This window comes from Aliiglaciecola aliphaticivorans (genome assembly GCF_054782055.1).
In genome coordinates, this window is sequence record NZ_BAAGTF010000011.1 from 24,456 (window position 1) to 50,378 (window position 25,923).

Here is a 25,923-nt window from a genome sequence, read left to right on the forward strand (position 1 = left end):
TTATTTTTTAGAAATATTAATACGCAAAATTTGTCACAAGCTTGAACAGCCAATAAATACAAATTCCAATTTGAATGAGGAAAAATACAAATCGAATCTGAACAGCCATCACTGAGGTCGAGACAAGATGAACAACAGATTGTCCTAATCTTGCTGCCAGCAAGTAATACGCCAACGTATCTGTAATGGCAGAGGCGTTTGTCGCTAGCGCCGCCAGCATAGTTCCGCCAATCAATACAAAGCTTTCTGCACAATTAAGGTGAGCTCGAGTGAGTCGTTGCCCAAAATCAGGTGAATCAGAACCGTCCGCTTTAAACTGATTGGGTAATCGTTGTTTTTGGCTCACTAAAATGGTTCTATAGGCCGCTAATAGGATAAGTAAAAGTAACGTCCAGCTAATGTATCCAAGCAGAGCGATAATAGTAGCATTCATTAATATTCCTTTGTACGGAAATAGTCTGTAGTGGTAAGTTAACTCAAATATTGCATAATTAGAAATAAGTTCAGATGTAGCGTTGTTTTACGTCTGTTGATTATTGAGGCTTTGCAACTAAGTAAAAACAGTTTTAGAAAAACTTGAAGGTGTAAGACTTGGCTAACATGCTCTAAACCAATTAAGTCCAAACAGATTATACATCTTATATACTTAGTACTGGCATAATTCTAGGAAGTGCAAATGAAATTGCTGTTTTGCTCTTCAACTCAAAGAACATTCAATCGATTCATGCATAAATTGGATTGTAGAATCGATTCAAATATACATTTTATTGGTTTACAACCTAGCGTAAGAGAGTTTGATGAAATATTATTGTTTAATACTCACGGTGTTTGTTTTTCTCTGGGGTTGCTCTGATCCCGCTCCAGTCGAAGTTTCTGAACAACAAGAAACTCAGCCAGAAGAGCCTAAAAAGGCAAACTCTCAGACGGAATCACCGCAAGATGAAACTCCTGTAAAAGATCTGTCAGAGCCACCTGAAGTGGAAGAGTCACCCATAGTGATTGCGCCTAAAATTGAACAACCTCCTACTGAAATTCCGTCCCCAAAGGAAGCAGAAGTGTCCACTCAACTCCCTAGTTCAGGGATTATTTTGGATAATATAGATAAAGAAGTTAAACCAGGAGATGATTTTTATCGATTTGCTAATGGGAAATGGCTGGACAAGGTAGAAATTCCTGCCGATAAAACAGGCCTAAACTCCTTTCAATTACTCGCAGATGAAGCCCAGGAAAACGTATTGGCTATCATCCAAAATGCGTCACAGGGTAACTTTAAAGAAGGCAGTAGTGAGCAAAAAGTAGGTGACTTATACACCTCATATACAGACATGAATACACGAGACAAAATAGGACTTGCCCCCCTTACCCCCGAATTTAGCAAAATAGATGCAATAGAAAACCATCAACAGTTAGCGAGTTATTTTGCATATGCCAACATACATAGCTTTGGTACACCTTTCGTCATTGAACAATATATTGATATGAAAAACCCAAATTTCTATATGATTCATTCGTGGCAGGCTGGTTTAGGCCTACCCGACAGAGAATACTACACAAGCAGCAAAGGGTCGTATCAGGAAATAAAAGGTAAATACCAAAAACACATAGTCAAAATGTTGGAATTAGTGGGCCTGGAAGATCCCAAAAAAAGTGCAAAAATTATTGTAGATCTAGAAACAAAACTCGCCTCTAAACATCTGAAAAAAGAAAAAACGCGGGATATTGCGGCCCAGTATAACAAAGTACCAGTGAGTAAACTTTCAGAACTAATGCCTAATTTTGATTGGCCCATCATGCTAGCAGAACTAGGGCTTTCGGATTTAGATGCACTAGTCTTCCTGCAAACAGATTATATGGAAGCCTTGGACAATATTATTGCCAAAACCCCCTTATCAACTTGGAAAACCTATCTAAAATGGATGGTTATCAATCAAACCGCCTCCTATTTAACCACTGATTTAGATAAGGCACATTTCGCGTTTTTCAGCAAAGTACTCAACGGTGTTGAAGAACAGAAACCAAGATGGCGCAGAGGAGTTAGTTTTGTTAATGATCACCTAGGCGAGGTAGTGGGCGAAGTTTATGTGAAACAACATTTTTCCCCTGACGCCAAGGCACGAATGTTAGATATGGTTAATAACCTATTAGCAACATACGAAACCAGTATCAAAAATCTCGATTGGATGTCTGACGCCACCAAAACTGAAGCCTTGGATAAATTATCAAAGTTCACAGTTAAAATTGGTTATCCCGATGAATGGAAAGACTACTCACAGCTTCAGATTGCTAAATCAGACTTAATCGGAAATATTAAGCGCTCTGATGAACTTCAGTGGCAGCAGTTACTTGAAAAACAACCAGGCCCAGTGCAGAAAAATGAATGGTATATGACTCCGCAAACCGTGAATGCCTATTATAACCCACCAGCGAATGAAATTGTCTTTCCAGCTGGAATATTACAACCACCATTTTTTAACATAGACGCAGATGATGCTGTTAATTACGGTGCTATTGGAGCTGTAATTGGCCATGAAATAGGTCATGGCTTTGATGATGTGGGAAGTACCTTCGATGGTGATGGGGTATTGCGAAATTGGTGGGCTGACGCAGATCAACAAGAGTTTAAGAAGCGGACTAAACAATTGGTCAAACAATATAATAAGTTTAAACCCTTTAAAGATTTGCACGTTAACGGCGAATTTACCCTTGGCGAGAATATTGGTGACTTAGGAGGCTTGAGAATTGCCCTCAAAGCGTATGAATTAAGCTTGCATGACGAAGGGTCTCAAATACTCGATGGCTACACTGGTCAACAGCGGGTTTTCTTAGGCTATGCTCAAGTCTGGGCAGCCGTTATGCGAGATGAAACCTTACGTAACCTAATTAACAATGATCCCCATTCTCCACCCAAATATAGAGTGAACGGAGTAGTACCCAATATTTCGGAATTTTACTCTGCATTTGATGTAAAAAAAGGAGATACACTCTATCTGGAGCCAAAAGATCGGGTGCAGATTTGGTAGTGGTAATTGAAACGAATGAAATATAAGAGTGCATTTGCACTCTTGTATTAAAGAAATGGGTTGTCTACGGGGCGTTTTTTATTCGCGGATTTAGCCTAATGAAGCAAAAACTAACGTAACTTTCTGGCTTTAAATTTACGCCCTTTCATTTTACCTTCGTTAAACTGCTTCAAGCTGCGTTTAACACTCCTTACCTTCACTGCCACATAGCTATGGGTTGCCGTTACTTTTATTTTACCGATATCTTCCCCTGAGACATCCGCATCTTTGGTTAGGGCCCCTAAAATATCACCAGGACGCAATTTGGCTTTTTTCCCACCGTCGATACAGATTGTTTGATACTCAGGTTGAACAATGCGGTTAGCATGAAAACGAAGGGCTTGAATTCCTTTCCATTCAATCTTTCGTTGCTGATAATCTTCAATGGCATTTGCCCGCCCCATCTCTTTTGGCGTGCATAGAGTCAAAGCTAATCCTTCTGCATCAGCACGACCTGTGCGACCAATCCGGTGAATGTGTACTTCCGGATCTGGGGTAATTTGATAGTTAATGACTGCGCCTACGCCCTTCACATCGAGCCCTCTTGATGCAACATCTGTGGCAATCAATACCGATAAGCTTTTGTTGGCAAAGCGGACTAAAACTTGATTGCGATCTTTTTGTTCTAAGTCACCGTGCAATGCATCCACCGAAAATCCCATTTCAGCCAGTGCTTCTAAGAGTTCATGACAAGCTATTTTGGTATTGCAAAATATGATCGCGGACTCTGGTTGAAATTCTGTCAACAGTGCTGCAGTTGCTTTAATTTTATGGGGTTCTTCTACTTCAAAAAAGATTTGTTTAATTTTACTGGTGTCATGGGTTGATTCCACCGTAACTTCAATGGGATTGCGTTGTATCTTGAGGCTAATCTGTTTAATTTGATCCGGATAGGTCGCTGAAAATAAAAGAGTTTGTCGGTCAGTGGGTACAGCTCGAATTACGGTTTCCATTTCCTCTTCGAAGCCCATATCTAACATTCGGTCGGCTTCATCTAATACCAGCGTATTCACTTCAGCTAAATTAAGACGACGTTTAGAGAGGTGATCCATTATCCGCCCTGGAGTACCAACAATTATATGCGCGCCATGGGAAAGGGAACCAATTTGCGGCCCCATAGGACTTCCTCCACACAGGGTGAGGACCTTCATATTATCAATCATCCGCCCAACTCGACGAATTTCTTCTGCTACTTGCTCAGCCAATTCACGAGTAGGGCACATAACCAATGTTTGCACTCTAAAGCGCTCCACATTCAGTCGATTTAGCAACCCCAACGCAAAAGCAACAGTTTTGCCACTACCGGTTTTTGCTTTTGCAACGACATCCTTGCCTGCCAAAATTTTGGGAAGACTCTGTTGTTGAATTTCGGTCATCCCCTCAAATCCAAGGGTTTCCAAATTACTAACAAGTTCAGGTTTTAATGGCAAAGACGAAAATTGGGTCACTAAAGTGCTCTCTTTAAAATAAAGGTTAAAAGTAGTTAGAAGGAACTGGTGAGATCAATCTCAATGGCTTTTTCTAAAGCGGCCAAATGTTCAGCTCTTGCTTTCAATTTAGTTGCCCGGTGAGATTTCAAATCTAAAGAAGCCATTGCGGAGGCAACTTTGTTTACGGTTTTTTCAAACTTTTTGGGCTTCGCAACCAAGTCTAAAAATCCGGCCTCTAGTGCTTGTCCAGGACTAAAGATTTCAGCGTTAATAACCGAACGATTGAAAAAGCGAGGAGTTAAACGGTTGCGCGCCAACTCAATACCAACTTGGTGCATGGTCATACCGATGGCCACTTCATTCAAACCAATTTTAAAATCTCCGTCGGTACCAATACGATAATCTGTTGATAACAAAAGAAATGCTCCCTTGGCTACCGCATGTCCTGAGCAAGCAGCAATAACCGGGGTTGGAAAGGATAAAAGGCGCTTTGACAACATGGACCCCATTTTCACGAGCTCCCTTGCTGACTCAACACTCTGTTTCATCACGCCTAAATCAAAACCTGCACAGAACATACCTGCTTTGCCAGTTAACACCACTACTTTTTGATTTTTCTCAGCCTTGTCTAAACACAAATTTACTTGCTCAATAACGTCTGGTGAAAGAGCATTGGCCTTCCCATTATCGATAGTAATTAAGACATAAGTTTCTTGATTTTGATAACTAACAAGTTTAGTCATAGTCAGGTCCGATTATTTATTCCACAAATTAAGTACACCTTCTTCCATATGCATAGGAATAGGCAGGTTTTCGTATTGTTTAAGCCAATATTTAGAAATTCGTTTAAATGCATCTGATTGCTTGTATTGCTTTGCCGCATTTTTTAATCTGTTCACCAACTCTGGGCTTGACTCCAGTTTTGACAACGTAAGATAAGTGACCGTTTCTTCATACATAAATACGCGTTCTAGCTGACTGCAGCCTTTCCCTTGGACGCGACAAAAATATTGCATTCCTGCATCCGAAAAAAATATTGCACTGGAGTGTTCATTAACGACACTATCAATTGCCTCTGACCAACTTGTATAGGCGTGAATGTTCTTAGCATTTTGCGCCTGCAGTATTTTGTGACGAACATCATTCTCTAATACTGCAATGGAGTCAAATTCAGATAATTGCTCAAGATTATTTAACGGGCTAGCGAGTTTTTGAGAGCTATAAACTGAATACACATTTGCAGTTAAAGGCGTAATCCAGTGATAATTTTGCTCACTTTCTGCCGTGCGAGTCAAAGCAAAGGCCAACACATTCGCTTTAATTTTAGCTTCTTGTTCAAGGCGTTTCCAAGGGGCTAGTAGAATTTGCTGATGAATCCCAGCGGTTGTCAAAATCCCGTTCACTTCATCAACTAAAAATCCTGTTAACTTGCCCTTATCTGTCTGTTCAACAAAAGGCGGTTCAGGATATGCCAAAACCCAAAAATCTTCGGAAGATTGTGCGGACGCCCCACCATAATAAAAACCCAGTAATAATATGACTAAATTACCGGTTGATATGGAGGCTAATTTATATAAAGAAAACATTCGCCTTAATTGCATCATTAAAGGTTTTCTATTTTCCAATCAACTGTTTGTCCTGCGAAAAACGGTACAATGGGGTTTCCGTTTGGAAGGATGATTTGTTCAGGTATTTGCCACTTTTCTTTGACTAATGTTACGGTTTGGGTGTTGCGTGCTAAGCCATAGAAGTCTGCACCAAAGTGACTACTAAAGCCCTCAAGCTTATCGATTGCACCTAAATCGTCAAATATCTGCGCGTATAATTCTAACGCACTCCACGCACTATAACAGCCTGCACATCCGCATGCGGATTCTTTTCTATGCTTTTCATGGGGCGCAGAGTCCGTCCCTAAAAAGAACTTTTTAGAACCGCTAGCAACGACTTTTCTTAAGGCTTGCTGATGGGTGTTACGTTTAAGTACAGGTAAACAGAAATTGTGAGGACGGACCCCTCCCACTAGCAAATCATTACGGTTCAATAATAAATGTTGTGGGGTAATGGTGGCTGCTACCTTGTCAGAACTTTGCAAAACAAACTCCGCAGCGTCAGAGGTAGTGATATGTTCAAAGACTATTTTCAAGTGAGGAAAACGTTCTACAATTTGTGCAAGATGCTGATCGATAAACTCTTTTTCTCGGTCGAAAATATCAATATGGGCTTGCGTCACTTCTCCATGAATGAGTAGCAGCATTTGCTGTTCGGCCATTTCTTCAAAAACGGGATACAGAGCTTCTATTCCAGCTACTGCTGCATCTGAGTTGGTAGTCGCACCGGCAGGATACAATTTAGCTGCTACCACACCTGCGTTTTTAGCATCTATGATATCTTGCTTACTGGTCTCATTCGTGAGGAACAACACCATGAGTGGCTCAAAATGACTATTTTCAGGTCGGGCGGCCAAAATCCGTGATTTATATTCCATTGCCATTTTAGCAGTAGTGACGGGCGGTACTAAATTTGGCATTGCAATGGCACGTTGAAAACACCTGGCAGTTGCTGGAACCGTTTCCCCTAACATATCGTGATCACGGAAATGCAGGTGCCAATCGTCTGGGGCAGTAATCGTAATTTTATTCATCATTGGCCTATAGTAATAGTTTACGCTAAATCTTCCCCCTATTATGCCCGAAAAATTGCAAAAATAATCTTTTGCATTGCATAAATAGCTTCTGTTATAAGGTAAAGATTAATTGTCGTTGTTGAGAATAACTGAAAATATGCAGCATCAGGTGTCGACATCTATCAGTCTGGTTAATCTTGTGGAGCAAAAAAAAGGACCGCTCACACTTGCCCTTAAACTCTTAGACCGCTTAGTGGGCGTTAAGAAAATGGATGTTCTTTATAAGCAACATCAAATGCAAGGGCTTGAAAAAGAAGCGTTTGCCGAAAAATTATTGGAAGTACTCAATATTGAAGTGTTAGGTGGAGAGACTGTTCAAAAAAATATTCCTAAATCTGGTCCACTGGTAATTGCTAGCAATCACCCATTTGGTGGTATAGAAGGCGTAATATTGTGTTTGCTAATAGGTCAAATACGTCCAGACCTGCAAGTGTTAGCCAATCAAGGATTAAAACTTTTTCCAGAGCTCAAAGACTACTTTATTTTTACCAATCCATTGTCTGAGCGCGATCCTAAAAATACACCTTCTATTCGTGCAAGCTTGAAACATGTTAAACAAGGTGGTGCGTTATTGGTATTCCCCGCAGGTCGTGTTGCATACTACCAAGGCGATAAGAAACGCATAAGTGAACATCATTGGAACCGCATAGTGGGGAAACTTATTAACGCTTCTCAAGCGCATTTTTTACCCATTTTTGTAAGTGGTCAAAATAGTCCCTTATTCTATCGACTAGGACGGGTTTATTACCGCTTTAGATTGCTCATGTTAGCTCGAGAGTTACTCAATAAAAACAACTCTCAAGTACAAATTAGCTGTGGTTCATTAGTAAAGCCAAATACTTATAAAGTTGAAGACAGTAAACAACAGGCCGCACTTTGCAGGATTCAGAGTTATTCTCAAGACCCTTTTTGGAATATGGCGTGGCCTGCGGATCAACAAATTCAACAAGCACCATTAGCAAATCAAGTACCTTGGCAACAAATAGCCCAGGAATTGCAGAACCTACCTAAAGATCAATGTTTGTTAGTGCACAAAGAATTTTCCGTTTATTACGGCTATCAACACCAACTTCCTAACACAGTAGTTGAAATTGCCAGATTACGGGAACTCGTTTTTCGCCAGCATAATGAAGGCAGCGGTGAACCAATAGATACTGATGAGTTTGATGCCACTTACACCCAATTATTTGTGGTTAATAATGAAAAACAAAATATTATTGGTGCATATCGGATGGGGCAAACCGACAAATTGTTGGAACAAGGTGACATATCTCAATTGTACTTGGCACGTATGTTTAACTTTTCGGCGGGATTTGTAAACCGACAGCAGCCCTGTCTTGAGCTAGGCCGATCATTTTTGATACCCGAATATCAAAAGAGCTTCCAAGGATTGTTTTTATTATGGCGAGGTATTGGCGCATTTGTATGTAAATTTCCCCATTATCGGACGCTATATGGCACAGTTTCGTTGAGTAAGCTTTATAACCCACGTTCGGTTGCATTAATCGAGCATGGGCTAGTCACGCCAACAGACAAAGTAACGCCCCATAAAAAATTCAATTTTCCACCCCACCCGGAAATTTTAGATTTTGCCAAAGAACACGACTTATCCGCACATTTAACCACCTTATTAGCGGCCATAGAGAGTGATGGAAAAGACATTCCAATCCTAGCCAAGCATTATTTAAAACTCGGGGCTAAATTTCACTGTTTGGGCATAGACGGAAATTTCAATGACACTCCAGGATTGCTATTGAGCGTTGAACTTCCGAAAGCCCCCGAGAAGCTGTTGAAGCTTTATTTGGGAGAGGCGTGGAAACAGTATAAGTTAAACGAAGGTTGAGTGCGCCATCTCCCTGTAGCATGGCGCTTTAGCCCATGAAATACAAAGGCAAAAACTAGGGGATAAATCCCCCACCTACAGCAACGAGGAAAGAATGCTAAACATCTCCCTGTAGCAGGGTCTTTAGGCCATGGAAATATTTTTCCACATCAAAACACGCAAGTCGACCTTCGGGCTGATGCCTAAATTACGATTATGATTTTTTGGTATAGGCACTGATGATCACTATTCGCTGACCATTCACTTTGCCTTCAATATGCTCAGGATTGCTGCTCAACGCAATACCGCGAACTGCGGTTCCGCGTTTGGCGGTAAAATTCGCGCCTTTTACGTTTAAATCTTTTACTAAAGTGACTGTATCGCCAGCCTGCAACGCTGTGCCGTTACAATCTAAGGTTGGCTCTTCATTTTGCTCAACAAGACCTGACTCTGCCCATTTAAGCATATCTTCATCTAGATATAACATGTCTAAAAGATCCTGCGCCCAGCCTTCAGTAGACAACCTTTTAAGCATCCGCCATGCGACGATTTGCACTGCTGGTACTTGGCTCCACATACTATCGTTTAAACAACGCCAATGGGTCATATCAAGCTCTGCATCACCCGCTATTTGTGATTGGCATGTACTGCATACTAAAATACATTTATCTGCATGGGCCTCTTCTGGCGGAACTTCATACACGACCAATGAGTCAGTTGCGCCGCATAATTCACACGCTTTGTTGCTGCGAGATAAAAGAGTTTGTTCGATAGACATGCTAAAACCTTTGTAGATTGGAATTTAAGCGGCGATATTATGCATAAAAACCACAAAATTTCTATGGTTTTATGCATTTAGATAGGAGTTTTAGAAGGATTTATGGATTGGCAACCGACACTTTACCCGCCTTTTCTCGCTGAAAACTGATGGTGGCAGGAGCAACGCCAAAGTTTTCAGGCGTTGTGTTACCTCTTAAAGATTGAATCACATTGAGTAACGAAAAATGATGAATAGCATGGCTTGAGATAAACATTAACTCTCTGGCGAGCGTAGAGTGCACGTTCACCTTTTCGACCTTATTAGCATTCACTTCACTGCTTACCTGCAAATCCACATTGAGATCTTGTTGGCAAACATGAACTAGCCAGTTTTCAATTTCCTGCCATTGCTTTAATGCAGCTTGAGGGCAACTTTCAGATTCCGTATATCGGTTCCGCTTATCGTAATCAATAAGCTTATGGCTGATACCATTTTTTAAAGCTAAATAATGATCAAGAATGTGCCGCATATGCATACCCGCGCTTCCGGATAAATGGGGTTTCAAAATCTCCTGATAATCCTTATTATCAGTTTCTATTAAAAATTGCTTGGCTTGGCGCACAACTTCAAGCTGACTTTCGAGCATGTTTTTCCATCCGCGTTTTACTAGTTTCGAGTTTGCTTTTTAGCTAAGACCTTCATACACAAATATTAATTTCATTATTTATGCACGAAACCTCATATCTTTGACTAGTTATGGTCAACGAAAATTAACTTGGAAGTATCAAAACCGGCGTCACTGGCCTCTTGAATCAACATCTCTACAGTTGATTTTGGCAGTTCTTGTTCTCTACTGAGGATCCACAAATAATCTCGGTTTGGACCACTGACTAGAGCATACTCATAGCCAGTTTGGTCAAGGAAAAATATGATGTAGCTGGCATAAAATGGACCAAAAAATGATACTTTTAAATGCCCCGTTGATTCCTCTCCAACAAAATAGGCCTTGCCTTCCGCTTCTTTCCACTCATTATTTTCTGGATTAAAACCACGATTAGTCACCCTCACTCCACCATCATCAAGCAGAGTGTATTCGGCAGTCACTCGCTCTAAACCTTCTTCAAAGCTGTGGTCAAAACGAGCAATTTCGTACCAAGTACCCAAATATTTATTTAAATCAAAGTTATTAACTGGCTCAATCCCTTTAGGAATTGAAGTACATGAGGCAACTAAAAAACTGACCACCAAAAGAAACAGAAGTTTTAATTTCATAAATCGTAAACCCAATAAACTAAACAAATCTATTTGTTATAACGCATAAATTGCGGTTTTGTATCACTTATTTAAACAATTTTTAGACTAAGCTACTCTACAGATTCAGCTTCATTTCATAGGTGGATTCAGCAAATCCGGCTTTTCTGTAGGCTTTAATAGCCGATTCATTGGTGGCATAAACATCTAGGTAAAAATCACTCAAATTCTGCTCTTTACCCCAGGTAACTAGCCTTTGCATAATTTGTTTGTTAATTCCTAAACCACGATACTCTTGAGCTACAAACATAAAACCTAAATAAACATGATAATCATGTCTATGGGCAATCTTAGACTCACGTATTTGAGCATAGCCAGTGGCGATAATCTCACCATCAATTTCCGCTACAGCCAAATGCGAAGACTTGCTGGTAATTAAACTTTCGATATCGTAGTAAATAGCATCTTTTGTTTTTAATATGGAATTGAAAGGACGCTCAGCGGCAATCAGCTTCTGTTCTAATTCTCTTAATTTTTCAAGATCGTCTATTGTTGCTTTTCTTATACTTATATTTTCCAACGGTTAAATTCACCTAGTTTATTTTGGTTAAGTGTGCGTAATGAAACGAATAACATGAATTTAATGTAACTTTTCTAGTAACCATTGCAAGGTAATTTTTAGCAAAACCTCGTCTTCATGGGCGGCTGAGTCTAGAACATTAAATATATGGTCGGCCCCTTTGAGCACCACCGCTTGGCCATCTTCGGAGCCTACGCCTTGAATTAACCGAACTGAGGAGATTGGATCAACTATGTCATCAGCGCCACCAGCAATGGCTAAAGTGGGCCCAGTATAGTTCGCCAATTCAGTTAACGATTTTTGTTTTTTGACCTGCTCGAACCATTGCAAACTCAAACTCAAGGGGCCTCGCCAGTCAAAGGTTAATTGGGCGAAACCGTTATCTAAGGCGTTTGGGTATTTAGCCTGGAATAGACTTAAAAACGCCTCACTGCCATCACCAACCACTGATGACCAAGTTACCAAAGCAGCAAGTTCTGGATGCTCTATTACTAACAATTGAGCAATCAACCCACCTTGACTAAATCCAAGCACGGCGATGGCGTCGCTATCTATTTGTGGTTGTTCAGTTAAAAATAACCGTGCCATATTTGCATCAGCAACTGCACTGTCTAAAGTGTACTTCAGGTAATCTACTTCGCTATCGCCAGTACCAGCAAAATCGATTCTAATGGATGCGATATTATGCTCTCTTAGCTGTTTGGCAAATACTGCATATAAATCTCCCACTTCATTTTTATTCGATGCCGTTCCGTGCAATAAAATGACAGCCGGATAATTCCCGGGGCTGGAGGGGGTAGAGTAGATTGCAGGGATTTTATAAGCGCCATTATCCAATAATAATGAGGTCTCCCCACTAAAGGCATCTGTTGCTAAGAACACATACAAGCACAGCAAATACTTAATCAAATTCACAGAAGTCACGTCCACAGTCTTTTTTACTATTTAAGTAGATTAAACTGCAGACGTTAAGTTTTCCATGTTTAAACTTGAGTGTTATTAGTTTTTAAGCTCGCTTCGCAGTAATTCAGTGCCCGCGGATAATGCGGATAATTTGGCGCGAGCCACCTGTTGCGGCAAAGGAGCCATACCACAGTTGGTCGATGGGTATAGTTTGTCAGCATCGACAAACTCAAGGGCCTTTCGCAAGGTATTAGCGACTTCCTCAGGAGTCTCTACTTTATCAGTTGCCACATCAATGGCCCCTACCATCACTTTTTTACCTCTAAGAAGTTCAATAAGATCCATAGGAACTCGAGAGTTTTGACATTCCAATGAAACAATATCGATATTCGATGTTTGCAATTTGGGAAAGGCTTTTTCATATTGCCGCCACTCTGAGCCCAAGGTCTTTTTCCAATCCGTATTGGCTTTTATGCCATAACCATAACAAATGTGTACCGCAGTTTGACATTTGAGCCCTTCAATTGCCCGTTCCAAAGTAGCGATACCCCAATCATTTACCTCATCAAAAAACACATTAAAGGCGGGCTCGTCGAATTGAATAATATCAACCCCGGCCGCCTCTAACTCTTTGGCTTCTTGATTAAGAATTTTAGCGAACTCCCAAGCTAATTTTTCGCGACTTTTATAATGATCATCAAACAAGGTATCAATCATCGTCATCGGCCCGGGAAGCGCCCATTTAATGGGTTGTTTGGTTTGCTTTCGTAAAAATTTAGCATCTTCAACAAAAACTGGCTTTTGACGAGCAACAGCACCAACCACTGTGGGTACGCTGGCATCATAGCGATCGCGAATTTTCACAGTCTTACGCTTTTCAAAATCAACCCCATCAAGGTGTTCAATAAAAGTAGTTACAAAATGCTGGCGGGTTTGTTCACCATCACTGACGATATCAATCCCAGCTTGTTGCTGATCTTGAAGTGATAGACGTAACGCATCTCGCTTGCCTTCAATTAGCTCTTCATCTTGCAATTTCCATGGTGACCAAAGTGTCTCTGGTTGTGCAAGCCATGCAGGTTTAGGCAGACTGCCCGCAGTTGAGGTAGGTAGTAGTGTTTTCATAATGAATAAAATCTTATATTAGGTTGATGATTAAGCGTAATTAGCAGACCACTGCTCAAGGACACGTTGGTAAGGTTTGATGAAATGCTCTTCAGCGAATTTTCCTTGCTCATTTGCCAACTGGCTGCGCTCTTCCCGGTCATACACTATTTGAGTAATTGAATGATCCTGATTTTGTAAATTCGGTTGATAACACTGGCCAGCAACGGCATTGGCGTTATAAATCTCTGGTCGATAGATTTTTTGGAAGGTTTCCATAGTGCTAATGGTGCTGATCAGCTCTAGTGCTGTGTAATCATTTAGCAAATCTCCACAGGAATAAAAAGCCAGTGGCGCTACGCTATTCAGCGGCATAAAATAGCGTACCTGCAAGCCCATTTTTTTGAAATAGAGTTCCGTCAAAGATGAATCGCTTGCCTGATATTCAACACCTAATATGGGATGTTGATTTTCTGTCCGATAATAGGTTTTGTTATCCGAAACACTGAGACAAATAACAGGTAGCTTTGTAAAATGCTGTTTGTAGGCGTCTGAGTTAACGAAAGATTTAAATAGTTTGCCATGCAGATCGCCAAAGTTATCCGGGATGCTAAATTTCGGCTGGTTCTTATTATGTTCTAACAATAAAACACTGAAATCATAGTCTCGCAGATAAGACGAGAAATTATTGCCCACAATGCCGTCTATGCGCTTATTGGTTCTATGATCTACGATAGTGGTTTTTAATATTTCAATCGATGGAAAGCTACGACCACTGCCCTCAATGTCAATATCGACGGTGATGATATCCAACCCCACAGAATAGCGGTTTCCATTTGGATTATCCCAACACGCCATACCGTTGAAACTGTTGTCGATCATATTAAGCGCATTACGCAAGTTTGCTTGACGGCTCTGCCCCCTCGCCAAATTAGCGAAGTTGGTAGTGATACGAGTATTCTCCGATGGATGATAGTCTTCATCAAAGGCGACGCTGTTAATGGTAAATGTAAACTCTTTATTCATGCTGATCTGTATCCAATTTATCTGCGACAAAACCTAAATTTATCTTCTGCCCTGTATGGACATTCCCGCTTTAACTAACGACTTTGTTAATCAATAAATGCTTTCGCGACACTATCGCCAGAACCTAAGTCACGTAATCAAAAGGCACTGCAATTTTTATATAAGTCGTAAGTCAAAGAAGAGAGTGTTTTATACGCGGATTAACACATGAATAAAAATGATATAATTTCATTAATACATGAATTAGGCTCATGAATTCTAAAGTGGGTGGGGTTGATTTGATGTTTTCGATTTTTTAATAGTGAATTAAATAAAATTGGTACTTTGCACAGCCCCCATATAAAGGTGATCGCAGCTTTTTTAACAGACAGTTTAGTTAACCTGTAGCAGACTAACTAAACTGGAAAAGGATGGATTATGCTGTTCGTTTTTCAAAGTCAAATAACCTATCGAGAGATAACCTTCCTGCTCCCACAAATCACAAATAAATAAAATAATATTTGATCTACATCAATTAATGTTTATAATTTTCAGAAATTACTGAAACTTCAGAAAAGAGATAATTATCTATGAAAATGACACCCATGATAGAAACCTTCGTTATGCATTTTGGTGAAATGGGCAGCCGCTGGGGGTTTAACCGCACTGTCGGGCAAATGTATGCGCTTTTAGTAATAAGTGAAGAGCCTTTAAGCGCCAATGACATTGCTGAAGCTCTGAATGTTTCTCGCGGGAATGTCAGTATGGGATTGAAGGAATTACAGTCATGGCGGCTAGTACAAATGCATCATGTGCCTGGAGATCGAAAAGATTACTTTAAATCTTTAGGTAGCATTTGGGATATGGCAAACAAGGTATTTGAAGAGCGTCGTAAACGAGAAATTGAGCCCACTATGAGCGTCCTTCGAGATACCCTTTTAGTTACGCCGGCGAATCAACAAGAAGAATATGCCCAACAACAGTTAAAAGAAATTCATGACTTATTGGAAAACGTGACTCAGTGGAGTGAAGAGTTGCAGCGCCTAAGTCCAGAAAAGCTATCAACCTTAATGAAGCTAGGTTCCGGGGTAGGTAAAGTTTTAGATATGAAGGATAAGTTTTTAAAAAGTAGTTAATTCAAAAGGGTTCAGGTTAGACAGCAGATTATCGCCGTAAGTAGGGTAAATTCATCAAGTTTTAAGTTTAATTAAACACGGCTAAAATCAGCGCCGCTAGGGGTTTTCAATGGCAGACGTAATGCTACTCTCTCGCATTCAATTTGCAGCAAATATTAGTTTTCACATTTTATTTCCAGCGATTAGCATTGCTATGTGTTGGATGCTTTTCTATTTTCGCGTTCGTTTTCACATTAGTAAGCACCCTGTATGGATGCGAATTTATCGATTTTGGGTAAAAGTGTTTGCCCTTACATTTGCAATGGGCGTAGTGAGCGGAATTACGATGTCATTTCAATTTGGCACCAACTGGCCTGGTTTTATGGGCACGGTAGGCAATATTGCAGGACCTCTTCTCGCTTACGAAATCATGACTGCATTTTTCCTAGAAGCAACGTTTCTGGGAGTCATGCTATTTGGCATTAATCGCGTGCCTCCCTGGCTCCATACCTTATCAACCTTTATTGTTGCTATAGGGACATCACTTTCTGCATTTTGGATTTTGGCCCTCAACTCTTGGATGCATACTCCTACAGGTTTTGAGATGCGTGATGGTGTCGCTTATGCAGTGGACTGGTTTGAAATTATTTTTAACCCATCCTTCCCCTATCGTTTAGGGCACATGCTGTTAGCATCAGGATTAACCATTTGTTTTCTAATTGCAGGCATTTCGGCTTACCGAATCCTTCGCGGTGACAACAAAAAAGCGCCTAATCTGGCTTTAAAAACCGCAATTTTTCTAGCGGCCATACTGACCCCTTTACAAGTGGTTATGGGTGATATGCATGGACTCAACACTTTCGAGCATCAACCGCAAAAAGTGGCAGCAATGGAAGGCGTCTGGGAAACAACAAATGGTGCGCCACTGCTATTATTTGCAGTCCCTGATGAAGAACAACGTACAAATCATTTTGAGATTGCCATACCGAAAATGGCCAGTGTAATTTTAACCCATGATCCCGATGGACAAATTAGAGGTCTAAACGAGTTTGAGGGTAAACATCCGCCCGTTAAGCCTGTGTTTTACGGTTTTAGAATCATGGTTGGCTTAGGCATGCTGATGTTATTCAGTAGTTGGGTGGCAAGTTATTTCTTGTGGCGAAAAGGTTCACTTGCCCCTTGGATGTTGAAATTTTTTATTGGCATGACTTTTTCTGGTTGGGTGGCAACTTTAGCGGGCTGGTACGTTACTGAAATTGGCCGTCAACCCTACTTGGTGAGCGGTATTTTAACCACCGCAGATGCGGTAACAGATATCGCACCAGAAAATGTTGGGGTGAGCTTAGCCATGTATCTGTCCCTTTATGCATTCTTGTTATTTGCTTACATAAAAACCTTGTTTTACATGGCTAGAAAGTCTGTGGAAATTGAAGAATACGATGCGGCTGAATACACACCCGCACGCACCAGAGCAACGGCGGAGGAAAGCCAATGATTTTAGATCATCAGTTACCCATCATTTTTGCTGGTTTAATGGCGTTTTCCGTACTCGTATACGCCATTCTCGACGGTTACGACTTGGGTGTGGGTTTACTGTTACCCATGGATAATCAACAACAAAGAGACAAAATGATCGCTTCAATCGGCCCATTTTGGGATGCCAATGAAACTTGGTTAGTGTTGGCAGTTGGGTTGATGTTAGTCGCCTTTCCCAGTGCTCACAGTATTATTTTAAAAGCACTTTATTTACCAACAGCAATCTTACTCATTGGCTTAATTATTCGTGGCGTATCCTTCGATTTTAGAGCCAAGGTAATCGCCCATAAAAAAGACCGATGGGACAAGTTATTTAAGTTGGGTTCTTTTATTGCCGCAGCGGCTCAGGGTTACATGTTGGGCATGTTTGTTATGGGCTTTGAAATTAGTTTGAAGTCAGTAGCATTTAGCCTACTCAGTGCCGCTGGCGTAGCAATGGCATATGCATTAATTGGTGCTTGTTGGTTGATCATGAAAGCCGAAGGCCAGTTGCAACTAAGAGCAATAAAATGGGCAAAAAATGCAGGAAAAGTATGTCTCGTTGGGATTTTGGCTGTGTGTATAATTAATCCCCTCATTAACTCGTTTGTATTCGAACGTTGGACCCAACCTCCCCTAGCCTATTTAATTGCCTTGGTGCCCATATTGTGTTTTGCCTTTTTTGTCATTGGTTACTTCACATTACAAAAACTGCCCCTTAAAGATGATGCAGGTTGCTGGTTGCCCTTCGTGCTGTGTACCGCCATTTTCACCTTTAGTTTCTTAGGATTGGCGTTTAGTTTTTATCCTTTTGTTGTGCCCGGTGAACTCAATATTTGGCAAGCTGCTAGCGCCCCGGAATCTCTGCGTGTCATCTTGTATGGCGCACTGATTGTTATTCCCTGTATTTTTGCGTACACCTTGTTCTCATACCGTGTGTTTTGGGGAAAAGTGCGAGATTTGGAATATCATTAGACATAGGACGGTGTTCAAAATGGTTTTTAGTTAGCTAGGGCATACGTATTCAATGTAATCTTTATGTAAACTGATTAGAATGAACAGATTAATTGATTTTAAAAGATGCTGGCATGAAACAAATACCATTGAATTCGTATTTTCCCAACATGAGCCCAATTTTTTTGGGCTGTATGGGACTAGGTGGAGAATGGGGAAAATCACCATTTGAATCCAAACATGTTAAACAGGCCCATGATGTAATTGACTCAGCCCTTGCATGTGGAATTAACAGTTTTGACCACGCTGATATTTACACCATGGGAAAAGCGGAACAGGTTTTTGGAGAAGTACTAAAAGCACGTCCGGAATTACGGGAAAATATTTTAATACAATCTAAATGTGGAATTGTATTTGAAGATGAACAAGGTCCTAAACGTTTCGACTTTTCTAAACAATACCTTTTATCATCTGTAGACGGCATACTTAACCGGCTCAATACAGATTATATCGATATATTACTACTCCACCGACCCGATCCGTTAATGGACGCCCACGAGGTTGCCGAAGCATTTTCCATTCTAAAAAACAGTGGCAAGGTCAAACATTTTGGGGTTTCGAATCAAAATTCACATCAAATGAGGCTATTGCAGCATGCCCTCGAGGTCCCCCTGGTCGCCAACCAAATCGAGTTAAATTTAACCCATTTAGATTTCTTAGAAGATGCCGTGCTGGCAAATAACCCCCAAGCAAAAGACCTGTCTTTTGCTACTGGCACGATGGAATATTGCCAGTTAAATAACGTTCAGGTACAAGCCTGGGGAAGCCTCTGCCAAGGCATATTAACCGGCAAAAGTTTGCTGAATCAGCCAGTACATATTCAACAAACAGCAGCTTTGGTTAACAAACTTGCAGCGGATTACCAAACATCACCAGAAGCTATTTTACTTGCTTTCTTAATGCGTCACCCCGCTAAAATTCAACCTATTATTGGCACCACAAATTCAATGCGAATCAAAGGCTGCGCCCAAGCTTCACAAATTGAATTATCAAGGGAGCATTGGTATTCACTATTTGTCACAGCTCGTGGTTGTGAATTACCGTAAATTAACAGAGAGCCCAACATGAAATTACTAAACAGTTTACTTAGGTTATTGTTCGTTAGCTCTGTTTTATCCGCTTGTTCAGACCAAAACCAACCGGTAACAGGCAGTCAAAAACCCGCCCTTGACCCCATTACCTTGTCTTATCCTGATATCTATAGTGATTACCTCAATCGAGACGTGCGCGACGATATTTTCTACTTTGTGATACCTGACCGTTTTTATAATGGCAATCCAGAAAACGATAAGGGATCTGCCTCAATCCCCATTTCTCAAGGTGGCAATATCATTGACCATATGAAAGGTTTTCACGGCGGTGATATTAAAGGCTTAGAACAAAAATTAGATTATTTAAAAAATTTAGGGATCAGCGCCATCTGGATGACGCCGATTTTACGCAACAAAGCCATTCAAAACGACGGTTATGGCCATCACGGTTACTGGATACTCGACTTTACGCAAATCGACCCACATTTTGGTAGTCATCAAGATCTTAAAGATTTAATTAACGCTGCCCACAACAAAGGCATCAAAATATTTTTCGATATCATTACCAATCATACGGCGGATGTCATCAGTTATCGAGAATGCCATAACCCCGATGGTAGCTATACAGACGAACCTAGCTGTCCGTATAAATCTGTTGCTCAAGTTGAATCTGGGGACAAATACACGCCGTTTGTTCCCCCAGGATACGAAAATGACAAAGTCCCCTCTTGGCTAAATGATCCTAAATATTATAACAACCAAGGCGATAGTATTTGGCAGGGTGAAAGCTTAATTAATGGCGATTTCTCAGGTTTAGACGACTTGAACACAAAAGATCCACAAGTGCTTAACGGCATGATTGAAATATATAAAAACATTATTAGTGAATTCAAACCTGATGGATTTCGAATCGATACACTCAAACACGTGGATATGAGCTTTTGGTCAAGCTTCAGCCCCGCTATTTTAAGCCATGCGAAACAACAGGGCATACCTAATTTCCATATATTTGGTGAAGTCTATAGTGCAGATCCTATTGAACTAAGCAGTTATACCACATTAGGGAATATGCCTTCAGTTTTGGATTTTGGCTTTCAAGCCGCCGCGACCGATGTGTTTTATCGTAACGCACCTCCTTCTAAAGTATTTCAACTGTTTGAAAATGACGACTTTTACAATGACAATGATAGCCAAGCTGATTTATTAATGAATTTTTTAAGCAATCACCACATGGGGCGAGCAGGACTATTTATTAATCAGAGCCTGCCCAATGCCAGTGAAGAGGAAAAACTCCAGCGAGCTATACTTTCCCACACTTTCATGTATTTATCCCGGGGGATTCCAGTGATCTATTACGGTGATGAGCAAGGTTTCGTCGGCACAGGGGGAGACGTTGGCGCGCGAGAAGACATGTTTGCCTCACAAGTAGCAGCATACAATGAATTGGACTTGCTTGGCACTGATGCCACCACCGCATCAGAGAATTTTGATCAAAATCATCCGTTATATCGCGCTTTGCAAAGGTTAGCCCAACTGCGTATGGACCACCCAACCTTGCGTCGAGGTGTTACTTTTACTCGCCCAAGTGAAGGCAGCCAGTATGCATTTGCCATTTCACGGGTGGACAAACAGCAGGCTACCGAGTTTTTGCTCGCCTTTAATCCGGCCAGCGAGGCACAAACGATTACCCTAACTGCCAGTAGCAAAGGCTATCAATGGATAGCAGGCAACAATGAGTTTAATATGGATGGCGATAAAATACAGATAACTATGCCAGCATTGAGTTATTCGGTTCTTAAAGCCAACTCGAAAGTCAGAAATTCAAATATTGCTCCCCTTGAATTTTTAGGGTTTGAACAGCAAGGGCGGGTCATTCGCTTTGATTATCAGCTATCAGAAGCGCTTTCCAACCCACTTCCGTTACTAGAAGTGACCACGGAAATGAAAAACCAACAGGGAGAATATGAAGTCATTGCCAAAGATAATACCCCGCCCTATTCGGCGGTTACTGATCACCTGAAATTTGCGGATTACGCGCCAAAAGATATTCGAGTATCCATTAGTGACTGGCAAGGAAGAAGCCTTGTGCAGACGTTCTCCCTTGAGAAAAATGCGGATATAGAGCAATCACTTATCCCCATAAATTGACTAAATTGAGACAATAATGACGAGATTAAAAGGCTTTCATCATGTGGCAATTATTTGCAGCAACTATGCACAGTCTAAAGCGTTTTATACTGATATTTTAGGATGTGAAATATTGGCAGAAAACTACCGCGCTCAGCGAGATTCCTACAAGCTCGATCTAGCCTTACCTGATGGTAGCCAGATTGAATTATTTTCGTTTCCAGGCGCGCCACAAAGGCCCTCGAAACCTGAAGCTCAAGGACTTAGGCATTTAGCTTTCAAAGTGGACTCAGTAACTGACTTTTGTGATTATTTACGGCAAAAAGGTGTGACGCCGGAACCAATTCGCATTGATGAATATACCAACCGAGAGTTTACCTTTTTTGCCGATCCAGACAATTTACCTTTAGAAGTCTATCAAGATTTGGAAGCCTAGGCGGTATGATGAGTAAGACAGGAGCGTTAACCATTGAGCATAACCTCTCTGCCAACTTCCCTGTCTACTTCCCTGCTTAGTCATCAGAATTATTCCGCTGACTGGGTATATCTGATAAATATTCTACAAATTCTATTTCAAATCCACTGGGATCGATAAAATAACAATTTTTTCTGAATTGGTTGTTAGCCCCAGTATTGTGAGGTTGAAAACCAGCGCTGAATAAACGCGATAAAACCGCTGAAATATTTTTTACTTCAAAAGCAATATGCGCGAGTCCTAGTTGATCCCCCTTTAGCTGCCTATTTTCACCACTGCCATTATCATTAAACGTAAGATAATTATATTCATCACCAAAATGTAACCAATTTCTTTTGCTGCCATACCAATTGGCTTCACCTTGATTGCGAACAGTCCAATGGGGGAAAGCCGCTTGATAAAACTTGAGGGTTTCCTGCATATCTTTTACGACAATATTGATATGTTCTAATCGAATCATTCTATTACCTCACTTTAAATGCATTGTGTTGTTAAACAAATTCAAAAAATTATTTAGCCGACTGGTTGAGGCTTTTTCTAAACAAAACTTAAGCTCTGAGCCTGTTTCACTTAACTGTGATCTTCCACGGCGTTGCTTTGATTGATCTGACTGCATATGAATCTCCTTAGTTGTTTGAAGTACTGACCTTGAACATAGGATAATTCCTCAAGTTAACTTGAGGTAAAGTGTTTTTTTGCCTATTCTTAAAAAAAAATTTGAAAGGAAGTATCATGGCTGAACGAGAATTAAGTGTGGGTGAGGTGGCTAAACGTTGTGGTGTCAATGTATCCACTCTGCACTTTTACGAGGAAAAAGGGCTGATCAATACTTGGCGAAACCCAGGAAATCAACGGCGTTATAAAGCCGATGTCTTGAGGCGGGTTTCGGTGATTAAGGCTGCGCAAAAGTTAGGCATAAGTCTACAAGATATAAAGCTCGCTTTTGCTTCCTTACCTGCATCAAGAACGCCGACAAAACAAGATTGGGTGAAACTGTCTAGCAGTTGGCAACAACAGCTAGAAGCGCGAATTCAAAGCATGATAAAACTGAAAGATTCATTGGATGCTTGTATAGGCTGTGGATGTTTATCAATGAAAACCTGCCCTATTTATAACCCTCAAGACAAGCTTGCCACCGAAGGACCTGGCCCGGTGCTTCTCGAACGCTAAAGGCGCTAATAGACAGAGGTTGTTGGCAGCGGAATGAGACTAAAAGGTAACTCGGATTATTCACATACAATTTTGAACAAGCCTGTTCATACGTGGCATTTATTCATACCTCTAAAGATTGCCCTAGCTTCTAGTTTGCTCAACTAAATTGTAAAAAGGTGAGTTAATTGGTTATTTCTTGCCAGCCAATATAAGCCCCTAAACCAAATAGAATAGAACCGGCTAATCTATCCTGCCAGGCCACAAATAACGGGTGTGACGATAGCCACTTTCCTAGTTTTTTAGATAACTGCACTACCATTAAGTCACTGCAATAGGCAATTAGCGTATACACTGCTCCTAACAAACCAATTTGCAATGCCACCTGACCAATCTCTGGATCAACAAACTGCGGCAGAAACGCCAAAAAAAAGAGTGCGGTTTTAGGGTTGGTTAGTTCTACTAAGATACCCTGTCTAAATACTTTAGGAATACTGATTAAGCGTACTTTAGGTTTTTCCGCGTGCTCAGAGCCTGCACCTTTGAAAGCTTGAATACCTAAAAAAATCAAATAGGCCGCCCCACATAGCTTCAACATAGTGTAGGCAGTTGGCGAATAACGGAACACTGTCGCCAATCCCAATGCGGTCAGTAAAACATAAGTCATGGAACCTATCGCCATGCCAGATGCTGCTGCTATACCCGACTTATGACCATCCGCCATGGTCCTGGCCAAGATGTAAAGGTTAGATGGGCCAGGAGAAACACTCATAATTATTGACGCAACAGAAAACGCAAGGAAAGTATCAATTGTTGGCATTTTATATTTTCTCGTTAAAAAACATCAGCGGATTCAGGTTAGCATATTTTTAAATCACAACGCCGTTGAAAAGGGCTAAGAAATCATATGCAATCCTAAATCGGTAGATTTATTTCACTGCCGTTTATTTTACTTACCCTGACTGAGTATAAATTCAACAAAAACACTTGCATCCAGAATAAATACCGTCAAAATGAGCAGGCAGTTAGTTTACTGCTCTGCGTTACCTAGTATTTCAAAGACAAAAGGAATGTCATTCATGTTTAAAACAGAAGCTTCACTGGAATGTTTATGTCCAATTTGCTTATCAGCAAATGCCCTCGATAACCATCAAAAACATATCATGAATCAACCCCAAATCATGCGTTGCCAAAAATGTATGTCGAGTTTTGAAATTATCATTGCCAATGGCGTGGATAATGTTAAAAATGTGATAGTAATGGGGTAACAGATTAAGATGAGACTTTTATGATATACGTTTTTCACGCGCAAGATAAACTTATGAGCTTATTAAGCAATGTGGAAAACGAAAGAGTTCTTATTTCTACTGTTATTCAACATATCGATTTATATCAATTGGCAACACGGGTAAAACACTCAGAACTAGATATTGCTTTTGCCGCATCAGGGGGACCAACCGCATGGGTTAATGTGGATAATTTGTCTGTCGACTATGCCCCACAACCCAGCAGAAAGTCTAAGTTTGGTGATGTTTTAGTGGAAATGGCTAATGGTTATGCAAATTTATCTACGCCAGCAGGTTTTATTCCACTCATTGATGTAATTGAGCGTAACGGCCAGTTATTGAAGAAACAGCTTAATTAGCGCATTTCAAAGGCTAGTCTTTTTTTACGGCCAATACTTTTAATTTTGCCTGATACAAGACTTTGTCTTTCGGTGTAAATGCCAATTCCACTGCTTTATCCATATTCTGCTTAGCGGATTTTACTCGACCCAATTGATAGTAGGTTTTTGCTAAACCAAAATACCCTTCGTGTAAATAAGGGGCGGTTTTTATAGATCTTTTAAAGTAACGTAACGCTTTGAAAAGCTCTTCCTTATCAAAATGTTGATTGGCTATATCGTACCAACGATAGGGATTATCATCCTCTATGGACATCAACTTTTCTTGTAAAGTTGATAACTCTTCTTGTCGGTTTTGCTCGGTTAAGAGCATTGCGTAATTACTTAAAATATTGACTGAGCCCGAGGTGTTATTTAACGAGTAATCATAAATTTGCTCGGCCTTGGCCAAATCACCGAGTTTTTTGTATAGGACCGCAAGCGTATTTAAAGTTTCTGGATCCTCACTGCTTATTTCCATGGCTTTTGCTAGAAGTGCATAGGTAAGGTCATAATCTTTTGCGACTAAGCTATCGCCAGCTAAGTTCTGATAATACATTGATAAAAATTGTGACTTATTCAGGAAGTCACCTCTTACGTTACCTTTTTCTGGAAAGTAGTCGATTATCATTTTTTTTCTAGCGACGACAATTTCATTTTTCTTTAGCGGTGTTTCCGGCGCAAAAACATGACTTCTAACATGGGAGGATAACGTCATTACGTTATGGAAACGTTGATAAATAGGAGCGGTATTTACACGCTGGTAACGGACATCTAAATCCACTAAATTTGCTAATGCCGTAGTCACGATGGCCAAAGACAGACAATTACCGCTGTGTTTAGAGAGGGCATCAGATGCTTTATAGGTATCTCCTTTGTAGTCAAAACCATATAGAATCATTTCTAAGTAATTGTAGAGACGTTCATGACCTTCAATATGAGCGTTTCTTTCAGCAAAATAGTAAGTTTTGAAATCATTTTGCTGCTTTACAGTCAATTGAAAAATATCATCTACAGAGGCAACTTCACGGGGTCTAAATAAGCTAGAGCGCCAATTCAAAGACACCTGAGATAGACTTTCATGTTGAGACGAAACAACTGGTGTATTGGGATTAGATGTTTGACAGGCTCCTAACCCAGCTAACATTGTGACCAATCCAATAGCCTTAATGATTGGCTGTCTATGCATTACTTTACCCTTGAATTTCTATTGTTGCGCGTTAATTCGATACGGGCA

General features: G+C 40.6%; 26 protein-coding genes. 11 read left to right on the forward strand and 15 right to left on the reverse strand.

Annotated features, from left to right (window positions below):
* Positions 1-16 precede the first annotated feature (16 nt).
* Entirely contained in the window at positions 17-433 is a 417-nt protein-coding gene (locus ACYVIL_RS06910) for an MAPEG family protein (protein ID WP_303475489.1), read from the reverse strand.
* Positions 434-797: 364 nt separating this feature from the next.
* Between ACYVIL_RS06910 and ACYVIL_RS06915 the strand changes: the two genes are divergently transcribed.
* Positions 798-3,020, forward strand: coding sequence for a M13 family metallopeptidase (locus ACYVIL_RS06915; protein WP_460312002.1), 2,223 nt, complete (start codon positions 798-800; stop codon positions 3,018-3,020).
* Positions 3,021-3,130: 110 nt separating this feature from the next.
* On the opposite strand, the gene dbpA is transcribed toward ACYVIL_RS06915, so the two are convergent.
* Genes dbpA through pyrC form a run of 4 tightly spaced genes read right to left on the reverse strand, consistent with a single transcriptional unit; the run spans position 3,131 to position 7,130 of the window.
* The gene (gene dbpA / locus ACYVIL_RS06920; RefSeq protein ID WP_303475485.1) at positions 3,131-4,507 is read right to left on the reverse strand and encodes an ATP-dependent RNA helicase DbpA; all 1,377 of its coding nucleotides are present in this window, start codon (positions 4,505-4,507) and stop codon (positions 3,131-3,133) included.
* A 35-nt stretch (positions 4,508-4,542) separates the two neighbouring features.
* Complete coding sequence (locus ACYVIL_RS06925) at positions 4,543-5,232, reverse strand: crotonase/enoyl-CoA hydratase family protein (protein ID WP_460312003.1); 690 nt, start codon at positions 5,230-5,232, stop codon at positions 4,543-4,545.
* A gap of 12 nt (positions 5,233-5,244) precedes the next feature.
* Positions 5,245-6,093: a substrate-binding periplasmic protein gene (locus tag ACYVIL_RS06930; protein ID WP_303475479.1), complete on the reverse strand. Its 849-nt coding sequence runs from the start codon at positions 6,091-6,093 to the stop codon at positions 5,245-5,247.
* Positions 6,093-7,130, reverse strand: a complete 1,038-nt coding sequence (gene pyrC, locus ACYVIL_RS06935; RefSeq protein WP_303475476.1) for a dihydroorotase — start codon at positions 7,128-7,130, stop codon at positions 6,093-6,095. Before pyrC ends, ACYVIL_RS06930 begins: the two co-directional genes overlap by 1 nt.
* Positions 7,131-7,281: 151 nt before the next feature.
* Between pyrC and ACYVIL_RS06940 the strand changes: the two genes are divergently transcribed.
* Positions 7,282-9,015: a lysophospholipid acyltransferase family protein gene (locus tag ACYVIL_RS06940; RefSeq protein ID WP_303475533.1), complete on the forward strand. Its 1,734-nt coding sequence runs from the start codon at positions 7,282-7,284 to the stop codon at positions 9,013-9,015.
* A gap of 193 nt (positions 9,016-9,208) precedes the next feature.
* Here ACYVIL_RS06940 and ACYVIL_RS06945 read toward each other — a convergent pair whose 3' ends face one another.
* The 7 genes from ACYVIL_RS06945 to ACYVIL_RS06975 form a co-directional block, all read right to left on the reverse strand.
* Complete coding sequence (locus tag ACYVIL_RS06945; RefSeq protein WP_303475474.1) at positions 9,209-9,772, reverse strand: PhnA domain-containing protein; 564 nt, start codon at positions 9,770-9,772, stop codon at positions 9,209-9,211.
* Between the two features lie 100 nt (positions 9,773-9,872).
* The gene (locus ACYVIL_RS06950) at positions 9,873-10,400 is read right to left on the reverse strand and encodes a hypothetical protein (RefSeq protein WP_303475472.1); all 528 of its coding nucleotides are present in this window, start codon (positions 10,398-10,400) and stop codon (positions 9,873-9,875) included.
* 104 nt (positions 10,401-10,504) lie between these two features.
* Positions 10,505-11,026, reverse strand: coding sequence for a lipocalin family protein (locus tag ACYVIL_RS06955; RefSeq protein WP_303475469.1), 522 nt, complete (start codon positions 11,024-11,026; stop codon positions 10,505-10,507).
* 97 nt (positions 11,027-11,123) lie between these two features.
* Positions 11,124-11,585, reverse strand: coding sequence for a GNAT family N-acetyltransferase (locus tag ACYVIL_RS06960; protein ID WP_368411648.1), 462 nt, complete (start codon positions 11,583-11,585; stop codon positions 11,124-11,126).
* Positions 11,586-11,645: 60 nt separating this feature from the next.
* Positions 11,646-12,509 carry an alpha/beta hydrolase family protein gene (locus tag ACYVIL_RS06965; RefSeq protein ID WP_460312004.1) on the reverse strand — a complete coding sequence of 288 codons (864 nt, stop codon included), beginning with the start codon at positions 12,507-12,509 and terminating at the stop codon, positions 11,646-11,648.
* 75 nt (positions 12,510-12,584) lie between these two features.
* Entirely contained in the window at positions 12,585-13,613 is a 1,029-nt protein-coding gene (locus ACYVIL_RS06970; RefSeq protein ID WP_460312005.1) for a methionine synthase, read from the reverse strand.
* 30 nt (positions 13,614-13,643) lie between these two features.
* On the reverse strand, positions 13,644-14,618 hold the full coding sequence (locus tag ACYVIL_RS06975; protein WP_460312006.1) for a DUF1852 domain-containing protein: 975 nt from the start codon (positions 14,616-14,618) through the stop codon (positions 13,644-13,646).
* Between the two features lie 569 nt (positions 14,619-15,187).
* On the opposite strand from ACYVIL_RS06975, the gene ACYVIL_RS06980 reads away from it, so the two are divergent.
* From ACYVIL_RS06980 to gloA2, 6 genes are all read left to right on the forward strand, one after another.
* Complete coding sequence (locus ACYVIL_RS06980; RefSeq protein WP_303475459.1) at positions 15,188-15,733, forward strand: GbsR/MarR family transcriptional regulator; 546 nt, start codon at positions 15,188-15,190, stop codon at positions 15,731-15,733.
* A 109-nt stretch (positions 15,734-15,842) separates the two neighbouring features.
* Positions 15,843-17,207: a cytochrome ubiquinol oxidase subunit I gene (locus tag ACYVIL_RS06985; protein ID WP_303475457.1), complete on the forward strand. Its 1,365-nt coding sequence runs from the start codon at positions 15,843-15,845 to the stop codon at positions 17,205-17,207.
* Positions 17,204-18,202, forward strand: coding sequence for a cytochrome d ubiquinol oxidase subunit II (gene cydB, locus ACYVIL_RS06990; RefSeq protein ID WP_303475455.1), 999 nt, complete (start codon positions 17,204-17,206; stop codon positions 18,200-18,202). Before ACYVIL_RS06985 ends, cydB begins: the two co-directional genes overlap by 4 nt.
* Before the next feature lie 113 nt (positions 18,203-18,315).
* Positions 18,316-19,287: an aldo/keto reductase gene (locus ACYVIL_RS06995; RefSeq protein ID WP_460312007.1), complete on the forward strand. Its 972-nt coding sequence runs from the start codon at positions 18,316-18,318 to the stop codon at positions 19,285-19,287.
* 18 nt (positions 19,288-19,305) lie between these two features.
* Positions 19,306-21,420 carry an alpha-amylase family glycosyl hydrolase gene (locus ACYVIL_RS07000; protein WP_460312008.1) on the forward strand — a complete coding sequence of 705 codons (2,115 nt, stop codon included), beginning with the start codon at positions 19,306-19,308 and terminating at the stop codon, positions 21,418-21,420.
* Between the two features lie 16 nt (positions 21,421-21,436).
* Positions 21,437-21,835: an SMU1112c/YaeR family gloxylase I-like metalloprotein gene (gloA2, locus tag ACYVIL_RS07005; RefSeq protein WP_303475447.1), complete on the forward strand. Its 399-nt coding sequence runs from the start codon at positions 21,437-21,439 to the stop codon at positions 21,833-21,835.
* Between the two features lie 76 nt (positions 21,836-21,911).
* Here the strand turns inward: gloA2 and ACYVIL_RS07010 are convergent, their stop codons facing one another.
* Positions 21,912-22,334: a VOC family protein gene (locus ACYVIL_RS07010; RefSeq protein ID WP_303475445.1), complete on the reverse strand. Its 423-nt coding sequence runs from the start codon at positions 22,332-22,334 to the stop codon at positions 21,912-21,914.
* 272 nt (positions 22,335-22,606) lie between these two features.
* Here ACYVIL_RS07010 and soxR point away from each other — a divergent pair, with 272 nt between their 5' ends.
* Positions 22,607-23,044 (forward strand): redox-sensitive transcriptional activator SoxR, encoded by a 438-nt coding sequence (soxR, locus tag ACYVIL_RS07015; protein WP_460312009.1) that lies wholly within the window; start codon positions 22,607-22,609, stop codon positions 23,042-23,044.
* A 163-nt stretch (positions 23,045-23,207) separates the two neighbouring features.
* On the opposite strand, the gene ACYVIL_RS07020 is transcribed toward soxR, so the two are convergent.
* Entirely contained in the window at positions 23,208-23,843 is a 636-nt protein-coding gene (locus ACYVIL_RS07020; protein ID WP_303475441.1) for a LysE family translocator, read from the reverse strand.
* Between the two features lie 259 nt (positions 23,844-24,102).
* Here ACYVIL_RS07020 and ACYVIL_RS07025 point away from each other — a divergent pair, with 259 nt between their 5' ends.
* Both ACYVIL_RS07025 and ACYVIL_RS07030 read left to right on the forward strand, forming a co-directional pair.
* On the forward strand, positions 24,103-24,291 hold the full coding sequence (locus ACYVIL_RS07025; RefSeq protein WP_460312010.1) for a hypothetical protein: 189 nt from the start codon (positions 24,103-24,105) through the stop codon (positions 24,289-24,291).
* Positions 24,292-24,344: 53 nt separating this feature from the next.
* A complete protein-coding gene (locus tag ACYVIL_RS07030; protein ID WP_303475436.1) occupies positions 24,345-24,668 on the forward strand; it encodes a hypothetical protein in 324 nt (107 codons plus the stop codon).
* Between the two features lie 13 nt (positions 24,669-24,681).
* Here the strand turns inward: ACYVIL_RS07030 and ACYVIL_RS07035 are convergent, their stop codons facing one another.
* The gene (locus ACYVIL_RS07035; protein ID WP_460312011.1) at positions 24,682-25,875 is read right to left on the reverse strand and encodes a tetratricopeptide repeat protein; all 1,194 of its coding nucleotides are present in this window, start codon (positions 25,873-25,875) and stop codon (positions 24,682-24,684) included.
* Between the last annotated feature and the right edge of the window lie 48 nt (positions 25,876-25,923).